Annotated in this window: 12 protein-coding genes; 6 read left to right on the top strand and 6 right to left on the bottom strand. The window is 68.2% G+C overall.

Going from position 1 to position 9,853, the window contains the following annotated elements:
• Positions 1-239: 239 nt before the first annotated feature.
• From ACWDU1_RS23160 to ACWDU1_RS23150, 3 genes are read left to right on the top strand one after another with little or no spacing between them, the layout of a single operon-like run.
• Positions 240-641, top strand: a complete 402-nt coding sequence (locus tag ACWDU1_RS23160; protein ID WP_450001457.1) for a VOC family protein — start codon at positions 240-242, stop codon at positions 639-641.
• 32 nt (positions 642-673) lie between these two features.
• Positions 674-1,006 (top strand): ArsR/SmtB family transcription factor, encoded by a 333-nt coding sequence (locus tag ACWDU1_RS23155; RefSeq protein ID WP_450001455.1) that lies wholly within the window; start codon positions 674-676, stop codon positions 1,004-1,006.
• On the top strand, positions 1,003-1,476 hold the full coding sequence (locus ACWDU1_RS23150; RefSeq protein ID WP_450001453.1) for an SRPBCC family protein: 474 nt from the start codon (positions 1,003-1,005) through the stop codon (positions 1,474-1,476). Before ACWDU1_RS23155 ends, ACWDU1_RS23150 begins: the two co-directional genes overlap by 4 nt.
• A gap of 85 nt (positions 1,477-1,561) precedes the next feature.
• On the opposite strand, the gene ACWDU1_RS23145 is transcribed toward ACWDU1_RS23150, so the two are convergent.
• The gene (locus ACWDU1_RS23145; RefSeq protein WP_450001451.1) at positions 1,562-2,572 is read right to left on the bottom strand and encodes an aldo/keto reductase; all 1,011 of its coding nucleotides are present in this window, start codon (positions 2,570-2,572) and stop codon (positions 1,562-1,564) included.
• 101 nt (positions 2,573-2,673) lie between these two features.
• Here ACWDU1_RS23145 and ACWDU1_RS23140 point away from each other — a divergent pair, with 101 nt between their 5' ends.
• Positions 2,674-3,564, top strand: a complete 891-nt coding sequence (locus ACWDU1_RS23140) for a helix-turn-helix transcriptional regulator (RefSeq protein ID WP_450001449.1) — start codon at positions 2,674-2,676, stop codon at positions 3,562-3,564.
• Here ACWDU1_RS23140 and ACWDU1_RS23135 read toward each other — a convergent pair.
• From ACWDU1_RS23135 to ACWDU1_RS23120, 4 genes are all read right to left on the bottom strand, one after another.
• The gene (locus tag ACWDU1_RS23135; RefSeq protein ID WP_450001448.1) at positions 3,525-4,541 is read right to left on the bottom strand and encodes an aldo/keto reductase; all 1,017 of its coding nucleotides are present in this window, start codon (positions 4,539-4,541) and stop codon (positions 3,525-3,527) included. The genes ACWDU1_RS23140 and ACWDU1_RS23135 overlap by 40 nt on opposite strands.
• 16 nt (positions 4,542-4,557) lie before the next feature.
• A complete protein-coding gene (locus ACWDU1_RS23130; protein WP_450001447.1) occupies positions 4,558-4,998 on the bottom strand; it encodes a MerR family transcriptional regulator in 441 nt (146 codons plus the stop codon).
• A 231-nt stretch (positions 4,999-5,229) separates the two neighbouring features.
• The gene (locus ACWDU1_RS23125; protein ID WP_450001445.1) at positions 5,230-6,210 is read right to left on the bottom strand and encodes a pirin family protein; all 981 of its coding nucleotides are present in this window, start codon (positions 6,208-6,210) and stop codon (positions 5,230-5,232) included.
• On the bottom strand, positions 6,203-6,511 hold the full coding sequence (locus tag ACWDU1_RS23120) for a GNAT family N-acetyltransferase (protein ID WP_450001443.1): 309 nt from the start codon (positions 6,509-6,511) through the stop codon (positions 6,203-6,205). Before ACWDU1_RS23120 ends, ACWDU1_RS23125 begins: the two co-directional genes overlap by 8 nt.
• Before the next feature lie 172 nt (positions 6,512-6,683).
• On the opposite strand from ACWDU1_RS23120, the gene ACWDU1_RS23115 reads away from it, so the two are divergent.
• A complete protein-coding gene (locus ACWDU1_RS23115) occupies positions 6,684-6,884 on the top strand; it encodes a hypothetical protein (RefSeq protein WP_280396626.1) in 201 nt (66 codons plus the stop codon).
• 11 nt (positions 6,885-6,895) lie between these two features.
• Here ACWDU1_RS23115 and ACWDU1_RS23110 read toward each other — a convergent pair whose 3' ends face one another.
• Entirely contained in the window at positions 6,896-7,387 is a 492-nt protein-coding gene (locus ACWDU1_RS23110; RefSeq protein WP_450001441.1) for a SixA phosphatase family protein, read from the bottom strand.
• Between the two features lie 179 nt (positions 7,388-7,566).
• On the opposite strand from ACWDU1_RS23110, the gene ACWDU1_RS23105 reads away from it, so the two are divergent.
• Complete coding sequence (locus ACWDU1_RS23105; protein ID WP_450001439.1) at positions 7,567-9,240, top strand: 4Fe-4S binding protein; 1,674 nt, start codon at positions 7,567-7,569, stop codon at positions 9,238-9,240.
• Positions 9,241-9,853: the final 613 nt, after the last annotated feature.

The following is a 9,853-nucleotide window of genomic DNA, read 5'->3' as shown; positions in this document are numbered from 1 at the left end:
GCTCCGGCCACCGCCTCGACGACCTGGACGTGTTGTGCGTGCCGCAGGTCGGCGGACCGGTCCGGTGCGCCCCGCTGTATCCAGCGCCTCGACCAGAATCGAACCAGGCGGAACAAGGCGGGACCGCCATCGGCGGAGGGGGAACTGCCGCTCATGTTCCCAATCTATCGCCTCGATCAGTTGTGTGCCATTTGCATATATAATAAGTGTGAAACGCATGCAAATTGGAAGTGGGGAAGATGTCGGATTCGAGTGCTGGGGCGATGGTCCGGCGGGTCGTACTGGATCACGCGATAGTTCCGGTGTCCGATCGGGTGACCGGCGCCGCGTTCTTCGCCGAGCTGCTGGGGCTGACGGTCGGACCGCCCGCCGGTCCCTTCGTTCCGGTGCGGGTCAATCCCGAGTTGACCTTCGATTTCGATGAACGAGGGCGGGTGGAACCGGGGCACTACGGGTTTTTGGTCGACGATGCCGTATTCGATGCCGCGGTGAAGTGGCTCGCGGGGCGTTCCGAGATCGCGTTCGGATCGGGCCCCGAGGGGGGATGGGATCGCCGGATCGATCGCCGGGAGGGTGGTCGCCGAGTGTACGTGCTCTCGCCGGACGGGCACAGCTATGAATTGTTCACCACCGCCTGTTGACAATCGCTCCGCTCCGGCAAATACTGAACTAGATGGTTCAGTATGAGTTCTTGGACGCCTCCTTCGGGGCGCTCGCGGACCCCACCAGGCGGGGCATCCTCGAGCGGCTCGGCCGCGGGCCCGCCACCGTCAGCGAACTGGCCGACGATTTCTCGATGACGCTCACCGGCATCAAGAAACACATCGGACTGCTCGAGGACGCCGGCATGTTGACCACGGAGAAGCGGGGCCGGGTGCGGTACTGCCGTATCGAACCCGAGGTGTTCCAGCGGGAGGTGGCCTGGTTACAGGGCTACCGGCGGATGCTGGAAGCACGTATGGACCGTCTCGGTGAATTCCTGCAACGAACGGAGCACGAACAATGAGCACTGCCACCGAAGAAGCCATCGTTACCGCCGCCGCGGATCGTGAGATCCGGGTAGAAAGAGTTTTCGATGCCCCACCGCAGCGGGTGTGGGATGCCTACACCCGGCTCGAACAGCTCACCCAGTGGTGGGGCCGGGGCAACCGCGTCGATGTGGAGCGCTGGGAGTTCCGGCCCGGCGGGCATTGGCGGTTCGTCGAACACGCCGACGGCCAAACGCACGGGTTCGAGGGCCGGATCCGGGAGATCGTGCCCCAGGAGCGGATCGTGCAGTCCTTCGAATGGGACGGCATGCCCGCACACGTCGCGATCGACACGGCGACCTTCGAGGACCTCGGCGACGGCCGGACACGGGTGGTCACGGTCAGCCAATTCCACACCCCGGAGGAACGTGACGGCATGCTCCAGTCCGGGATGGCCGAGGGGCTCAATGCCAGCTACCGCGCGTTGGATGCCCTGCTGGCGAAATAAGCCCACCGGCGCCGCACGTCCGCCTACCGGCTCCGATCCCGGATCGGAGCCGGTAGGCGCGGGACAGGACGGTGGCCCGGCCGGTTCAGCGTTCGCTGTCGAGCGCGGCCATCTGCGCCGCTTCGTACCGCGTGCCCGCGGCGGCATCCGCGGGTACCGCGGCCTCGATCTCGGCGACCTCGGCCGCCGACAGCGAGATGGTCAGCGCGCCCAGCGATTCCGCCCAGCGGGTTCGGGTCCGGGCCCCGATCAGCGGCACGATATCGGCGCCGCGGCTCAACACCCAGGCGATGGCCAGTTGCGCGGTCGAGCAGCCCTTCTGTTCGGCGCGACCGGCCAGGGTATCGGTCAGTTTCAGGTTGGCGGCGAGGTTCGCGCCCTGGAACCGCGGGGCATGGGAACGGTAGTCGCCCGCGCGGAAGTCGGCGTGACCGCGCATCGAATCGCTGAGCAGCCCCCGCGAAAGCACGCCGTAGGCCGTGACGCCGATGCCCAGTTCGCGGCATACCGGCAGGATCTCGGTTTCGATGCCGCGCGAGATCAATGAATATTCGATCTGGAGGTCGGCGATCGGGTGCACCGCGGCAGCCCGGCGCAGCGTATCGGCCCCGACCTCGGACAGCCCGATATGACGCACATAGCCGGCTTCGATCAATTCGGCGATGGCGCCGACCGTCTCCTCGATGGGCACGGTGGGATCCAGGCGGGCGGGCCGGTAGATATCGACATAATCGGTCCCCAGCCGCCGCAGGCTGTAACTGAGGAAATTACGCAGCGCCGCCGGGCGGCTGTCGAATCCCTGCCAGGCACCGTCCGGTCCGATCATGCCGCCGAATTTCACGCTCAGCACGGTTTCCGCGCGCGGGCGATCGGCCAGCGCCCGGCCGATGAGCAACTCGTTGTGGCCCATTCCGTAGAAGTCGCCGGTATCGATCAGCCGGGTACCGGCATCGAGGGCCGCGTGCACGGTGGCGATCGATTCGGTCTCATCGGCCGGGCCGTAGGAGCCCGACATACTCATACCGCCCAGCCCGACCCGGCCCACGGTGGGCCCGGTGCCGCCGAGCCGCGCATTCTGCATCTGTGTATTCGTCATGACCTCCACACTGGCCACGCGGCACCGCATATGGCAGAGATGCTCTATCGGGGGAGCGGCGGTCCCTGGCTGCGGGCGCGCGGGTGCGCGACAGTGGAGTCATGGACCGCCGCGAACTCGCCGATTTCCTCCGACGACGGCGTGAACAGCTGACCACCGAGGCGGTAGGACTGCCGCCGGGCACCCGCCGGCGCACCCCCGGGCTGCGGCGCGACGAGGTGGCTCAGCTGGCCGGGATCTCCACCGACTACTACACGCGGCTGGAACAGAGCCGGGGTCCCCGGCCGTCCACGCAGGTCCTCGCCTCGCTGTCCCGCGCCCTGCGATTCACCGCCGACGAACGCGATCATCTGTACCTGCTGTGCGGTCACTCCCCGCCGGTCGGTGGCGGCGCGGACAGGCATGTAGGCCCGGGTTCGATGCATGTGCTGGCGAAGCTGGACGACACTCCGGCCGCGGTGATCACCGATCTGGGCGAATTGCTGGTGCAGAACCGGATGCACGCTCTGCTGTTCGGCGATATGGCCGACCGGCGCGGATGGGAACGGTTCCATCCCTGGCGCTGGTTCGTCGAGCCCGGCGGTCGCGATACGGCTCCGGCCCACGATGCGGACCGGCTCTCCCGCCGCCAGGTGGCGGATCTGCGCGCGACCGCCGCGCGACGGTCCAAGGATCCCGACGTCCTCGAACTCGTCGCCGCGCTGCGGGCCGCGAGCCCGGAGTTCGAGCGGCTGTGGAACGAGCACGAGGTCGCGGTGCGGCTCTCCGACACCAAATCGGCCGTCCATCCCGAAGTCGGGCCGATCGATATCTACTGCGAGACCCTGCTCACGCCGAACGCGTCACAGCGACTGCTGATCTACTGGCCGCTGCCGGGCACCGATGCCGCCGAGAAGATGGAACTCCTGCGCGTCATCGGTACCCAGCGGCTCGACCCGGCCGGGGAAGGGGCCTACTCGCGGCCCGCCGAGGTGAAGGACATATCCGGGTAGCGGGTGCCCGCGACCTGACCGGCGATCGGTTCGAGCCGGGCGAGTTCGGCGTCGGTGAGTTCGGTGGTGGCCGCGGCGACGTTCTCGTCGAGCCTGGTGCGACGCCGGGTGCCCGGGATCGGGACCACCGGCAGCTCGTGCAACCGGGCACGGGAGTGCACCCAGGCCAGCGCGATCTGGGCCGGCGTGCGGCCGCGTTCGGCGGCGATAGCGCGCAGCGGTTCGAGCAGGGCGGCGTTGTGATCGGCGTTCTCCCCGGTGAATCGGGGCATGTTCCGCCGGAAATCGGAATCGTTCAGTTCGTCGCCCCGGGAGAAGGATCCGGTGAGGAACCCCCGGCCGAGCGGTGAATACGGTACGAAGGCGACACCCAGTTCCGCGGCGGCCGGTACCGCCGTCTGTTCGACGTCCCGCGAGAACAGCGACCATTCCGACTGCACCGCCGCGATCGGATGGATCGCGTGCGCGGTCCGCAGTTCCTCTCCCGTGACCTCGGACAGGCCCAGGGCCCGCACCTTGCCCTGCCGGACGAGTTCGGCCATGGTGCCCACACTGTCCTCGAGCGGGACGGCGGGGTCCCGGCGATGCATGTAGTACAGGTCGATGCTGTCGGTGCCGAGCCGTTGCAGGCTGTCGTCCACGGCGCGGCGGATGTAATCGGGGGAGTTGTCGAAACCCCGGTACGCGGGGTCGTCGGCCTTGCGGACGATACCGAATTTCGTGGCCAGCACGATGGCGTCGCGGTTGGCGCGGACGAAATCGCCGAGGAATTTCTCGTTGTCGCCGGACCCGTAGATATCGGCGGTATCGAACAGGGTGACGCCCAGTTCGAGCGCGTGGTCCAAGGTCGCGCGGGCCTCCGAGTGGTCGGTGGGGCCGTAGAACTCGCTCATTCCCATACAGCCCAGCCCCTGGAGGCCGACGCGGAGTCCGCCGGTTCCCAGCGTGGTCGTCGGCAGTGACGAGGAGGAGGTCATGGTCGCGGTTATCCCTTCACGATGCGGCATTGTCGGGCGCGCGGGCAGGGTCGTTCGCTACATGCTGTTCATAGATCGCGATCTTGCGGTCCAGCACGCCCACAGTCTGCTGGAGTTCGGCGATCCGGTCGAGGACCTCGGCGCGGGTCTGCCGGAACATGGCCAGACGCTCCGGAATCGTGGCCTCACCGGCACGGACGAGTTCGGCGTAGCGGATCATGTCCGCGACCGACATCCCGGTGGTGCGCAGCCGGGTGATCAGGATCAGCCATTCCAGGTCGCGATCGCTGAACCGGCGCCGGCCGGTGTGATCGCGGCCGATATGGGAGAGCAGGCCGATCCGCTCGTACCACCTCAGGGTGTCCTGGCTCAGCCCGCAGTGCCGGGCCGCGGCGCCGATCGTGTGACGAGGAAGCTCCCGGGCCGGGTCGCCCGGGGCCGGTCCGGCTATGTTCACGACCCTGTCTCCTCACCGATCACCGGTACGCCCACCGGTCCGGGGGATCCCGTCCGGCTCGTCGAACCTCATCGACGCTACCCACTTGGAGTGGACTCCAGGCAAGCGGCGATTCCGCAACGTCGGCCGGTGCCCCGTGGCGGCGCCCTCGATACCGGTCGTGGTCGGCCGTGCGAGGGCCTCGGCGTCGGGTACGCGGCCGTGGCGTTTCGGGTCGGGCGGGGTCGGCTGTCAGGCGTGAGGCCGGCGACGGCGGGGCTTCAGATGCAGGCCGGGCAACGGCGGAGCGGGGATGCGCTGGTCGGGGGTATGGCCCTCGATATCACCGAACCGGCCGGTGTCGTGTGCTTCCCAATCGGCGCGGGCCGCCACGATCTCCGCGTGATCCCGGCCCACGAAGTTCCACCACATCACCAGTTCCTCGGCCAGCGGTTCGCCACCGATCAGCGCGAAGCGGGCGCCGGTGGTACCGGCCAGTTCGAGCCGGTCACGGCCGGTGCCGAGATACAGCAGCGGGCCCGGGCCCAGATCGGTACCGGCCGCCGTCACCGCGCCCTCCACCACCAGGAGTGCGTACTCGAACGCCGGATCGAGCTCGAGTGTGGCGGTTGCCCCGGGGTCGATCCGGATATCGGCGCCCATCAGCGGGGTGTAGATGACCGCCGGTGAGGCGACCCCCGCCAGCGATCCCAGCAGTACCTTGGCCCGTAGCCCGGGCGCGGTGTATTCGGGCAGATCGCGATGCTGCTCGAAATGCGGCGCGATCCCGCGGTGACCGTCGGGTAGCGCGATCCACAATTGCAGGCCGCGGCCGGCGGGGGCGTCGGGCACGGTGTATTCGGAGTGGGCGATCCCGCGTCCGGAGGTCATCAGGTTGAGCTGGCCCGGCTGGATCCGCACATCCGAACCCACCGAGTCCCGATGCCGGATCATCCCCTCGAACGGCCAGGTGACCGTCTGCAGACCGATATGCGGGTGGGGATCGATATCCGGAGGGGCATCGGTCGTGGTGACCGTGGGCGCCCCGAAATAGTCCAGAAAGCACCAGGCGCCGACGGTCGGCAGATCTCGCTGCGGCAGGGTGCGCTCCACATACGTACCCCGGACCCCGCCCAGCGGCACCTCCCGCGCCGGATACAACTCCGCCACCGGGCCCGGCCCGATGGCCGGTTCGCAGCGGGTCTCGCCGGGGTGGGGGTCGAGGTCACTCACCGCCGTCGCCGACGATATGACCGGCGTATTCGGGATGCTTGTCCAGGTAGGCCCGGATGAACGGGCACTGCGGGCGGATCCCGCGCTCCCGGCCCACGGTGTCCTCGATGGCGAATTTCGCGAGTTTGCTGCCCAGACCCTTGCCCTCGAACGCGGAATCGATCTCGGTATGGGTGAAGACGGTCTCGGTGCCCTGTTCGATGTACTCGGCGAAGCCTGCGAGGTCGTCGCCGTACCAGACCTCGTAGCGGTCCTTGTCCGCGTTGCGGACCACTGTGCTCTGCTGGGTCGCGTCGGTCATCTCCGCGGTTCCTCTCCGTCGGGACAATTCCTGCTGGGCGTCGCCGCCGTGGCTCATCCGCCGGGTGCCAGCGTAGTCGGCGGCGGGCGGGGCGCCGCCGTGTCCAGCCCACCTGACAGCGCGGAAACCGCGCGTGCCAGCGCAATCCGTCGCCGGAACGTAGCCTGGAACCATGGCGAAGGAGATAGACCGTATCCGGGCCCGGTCGGCCTGGGCGACGGTCAAGGAGAGCCCGGTGATCACCGCGATCGCGGTGGCGCCCATCGTCGTGGTGTTCGGACTGGTCTGGTGGCTGATCGGCGGTTGGGCGGCATTCCTGCTGCTGGTGCTGCTCGGTGCCGGAGCGGTATTCGGCGGGAAACTGCTGCGCTGACCGTCCGGTCCTCAGCGTGGGACGTGGAAGGTCACCAGATCGCCCGTGCGGGTGTCCACCGCGTCCCACTCCCCGGCGAACCGCAGCACCGCCAGCGCCGAGGTGGGAAATTTGCGGCCGATCCGTACCGCGGCGTCGCTGTCGTGGGTGGCGGCGAGGTCCCACGCGGTCCACGGCATCCCCGGCGCGTGGCCGATCACCAGCAGCGTCGATACCACCGGATCGGTGAGCCGCACCAGCTCGATCAGATATTCGGCGGACGCCTCGTAGATACCGGATTCGAACACCACCGGGGCCCCGATCCCGGTGGCGACCAGGGTCTCCCTGGTACGTGTGGCGGTCGAACAGCGGACCTCGTCCACCGGCGGTAGCGTCGCCCGCAACCAGTCGCCGGCCAGACCGGCCTCGCGGACTCCGCGCGGCGCCAGCGGCCGCTCGTGATCGGCGACCCCGGCCGGATACGCCGACTTGCCGTGCCGCATCAAGATCAGAGTCCGTGCCATGAAACCACCGTAGGCACCCTCCGTTCGGAGATCCACAACACACTCGAGGCAAACTGAAAGCGGCGTCACAATAGAGTGGAGGTCCGGTGACCCCGGTCCGCACCAAGTCGTGGCACCACCCGCCACCCGCGATCCGGACGGCACCAGACCGCATATAAGTCTCGAGGATCTGTACAACTATGGCCTACGTAATCACGCAACGTTGCTGTAACGACGCCAGCTGCGTTTCCGAGTGCCCGGTCGATTGCATCCGCCCGACTCCGGACCAGCCGGAATTCGCGACGACCGAAATGCTCTACATCGACCCCGACACCTGCATCGACTGCGGCGCCTGTGTCGACGCGTGCCCGGTGGAGGCCATCTTCTCCGAGGACGATCTGTCGGCCTCGCTGGCCCGCTTCCGGGATATCAACGCGGCCTGGTTCGAACGGCATCCGCTGGAATCCAACCTGGACCCGATCTCGACCCCCGTGCGCCCGCCCAAGGAATTGGGCACCCTGCGGGTCGCCATCGTCGGCGCCGGACCGGCGGCCGCCTACGCGGCCGACGAACTGCTGCGCCGCTGCGATGTACAGGTGGAGATGTTCGACCGGCTACCCACTCCGTGGGGCCTGGTGCGCGCGGGCGTGGCACCCGATCATCCCGGCACCAAGACGGTGGCCGGCATGTTCGAATCCGCGTTCCGGCGCGATACGCTCCAGTACTACCTGAACGTCGAGGTCGGTACCCACGTGACGCACGAGGAACTGCTCGCGCACCATCACGCCGTGCTGTACGCGGTCGGGGCGTCCTCGGACCGCCGGATGGGCATCCCGGGCGAAGATCTGCCCGGTAGCCACTCCGCCACCGAATTCGTCGCCTGGTACAACGGCCATCCCGACTACGCCGACCGCGTCTTCGATCTCTCCGGTGAGCGCGCCGTCATCGTCGGCAACGGCAATGTGGCCCTCGATGTCGCCCGGGTGCTGACCGTGAACCCCGACGAACTCGCCAAAACCGATATCGCCGACCACGCCCTGGCCGCCCTGCGCGGCAGCAATATCCGGGAAGTGGTGGTACTCGGGCGGCGCGGACCGCTGCAGGCGGCCTACACCTCGCCGGAATTCCTGGCCTTGGCGCATCTGTCCGGCGTCGATATCGTCATCGACCCGGCGGAACTCGAACTCGACCCCGCGTCGCAGGCGCTGCTCGACGACCCGGACATCGAGCCGTCGCTGAAGCTGAAGTACACGCTGGCCGAGGAATTCGCCGCGAAACCGTCCACCGAGGGCAACAAGCGGATCGTCTTCAAGTATCTGGCGGCCCCGACCGCGGTCACCGGCGCTGACAAGACGGAGGGCCTGGAGTACGCCCGCAACGAACTGGTCGAGGAGGACGGTGTCCTCAACGCTCGCCCCACCAGCGATACCGGCACGCTGCCCGCGTCGCTGGTGCTGCGTTCCATCGGCTACCGCGGTAAGCCGATCCCGGACCTGCCGTTCGACGACAAGCGCGCGGTCGTGCCCAACGAACACGGCCGGGTCCTCGGCCCCGACGGAGTCCCGGTAGCCGGCGTCTACGTCAGCGGCTGGATCAAACGCGGCCCCCGGGGTGTCATCGGCTCCAACCGCGTCGACTCCGAGGAGACGGTGGAAGGCCTGATCGCCGATTTCATCGCGGGCAAACTGGTCGCCCCCACCGGCGACCGCGCCGCGCTCCGCGCGCTGGTCGAGGAACGCCAGCCCGACCTGGTCGACCGGGTCGGATGGAAGGCCATCGACCAGGCCGAGCGCGGGGCAGGAAAGGAAGCCGGCCGCCCCCGAGTGAAGTTCACCAGCCTGGCCGACCTGCTGCAGGCGGCGAAGGGGGTGTGATCTTCGGCGCGGCTTCGCCGCGCGGGGTTCGGCCCCCGAAGCGTCGGCTTTCCGCCCTCGGGACTCGCGGCTGCGCCACATGCGCTTCGAGGGCCGAAAGCCGACGCGGGCCGAACACTTTCAGGGCCTCGTAAAACGAGGCGCTGGGGGACAATCCCCTTGCACAGCCTGTGACCATTCGGCCAACTCCAACTAGCTCCACCGCCGGATCGCCGGGACGAGCCGGGCGAACCTCACGGTGTAGTCGGCGAACGACAGGACGGCCAGGATGCGGCGGTGGTCACCGACCCAGGACGGTAAGCCCGCCATTCGCAAACGCGGGCCGATCATTCTCCTCGCGGAACTTCGTGCCGATCAGGCAGGCCGAGGAGGTGTAGGTGGTGAGTTCGGCGAAGAAGTCCAGCAGGTCGATCTCGCCCTCCGCGTCATCAGGGGCGTTCCCCTCGCCCCATTACTACGCGACCGGAGCACCCCGGCTCATCCGTATGGTCCACTCCGCCAAAATGCCCACCCTCCCGGCGCCGAGTCCAGCGAGGCCCCCAAAGGGTTCGGCCCGGGTCTGCTGTCAGCGCTCGAAGCGCATGTGGCGCAGCCACGAGTCTCGAGCGCTGAC

Source organism: Nocardia sp. NPDC003345 (assembly GCF_053589395.1).
The sequence above is the reverse complement of the archived record's forward strand: the minus strand, read 5'-3'. Positions and strand labels throughout refer to the sequence as shown.

What these genes read in the sequence shown, in the direction of transcription:
- ACWDU1_RS23160 (WP_450001457.1), top strand. Translation starts at nt 240, where the DNA reads ATGTCGGATTCGAGTGCTGGGGCGATGGTCCGGCGGGTCGTACTGGAT.
- ACWDU1_RS23155 (WP_450001455.1), top strand. Translation starts at nt 674, where the DNA reads ATGGTTCAGTATGAGTTCTTGGACGCCTCCTTCGGGGCGCTCGCGGAC.
- ACWDU1_RS23140 (WP_450001449.1), top strand. Translation starts at nt 2,674, where the DNA reads ATGGACCGCCGCGAACTCGCCGATTTCCTCCGACGACGGCGTGAACAG.
- ACWDU1_RS23115 (WP_280396626.1), top strand. Translation starts at nt 6,684, where the DNA reads ATGGCGAAGGAGATAGACCGTATCCGGGCCCGGTCGGCCTGGGCGACG.
- ACWDU1_RS23135 (WP_450001448.1), bottom strand. Translation starts at nt 4,541, where the DNA reads ATGACCTCCTCCTCGTCACTGCCGACGACCACGCTGGGAACCGGCGGA.
- ACWDU1_RS23145 (WP_450001451.1), bottom strand. Translation starts at nt 2,572, where the DNA reads ATGACGAATACACAGATGCAGAATGCGCGGCTCGGCGGCACCGGGCCC.
- ACWDU1_RS23105 (WP_450001439.1), top strand. Translation starts at nt 7,567, where the DNA reads ATGGCCTACGTAATCACGCAACGTTGCTGTAACGACGCCAGCTGCGTT.
- ACWDU1_RS23150 (WP_450001453.1), top strand. Translation starts at nt 1,003, where the DNA reads ATGAGCACTGCCACCGAAGAAGCCATCGTTACCGCCGCCGCGGATCGT.
- ACWDU1_RS23120 (WP_450001443.1), bottom strand. Translation starts at nt 6,511, where the DNA reads ATGACCGACGCGACCCAGCAGAGCACAGTGGTCCGCAACGCGGACAAG.
- ACWDU1_RS23110 (WP_450001441.1), bottom strand. Translation starts at nt 7,387, where the DNA reads ATGGCACGGACTCTGATCTTGATGCGGCACGGCAAGTCGGCGTATCCG.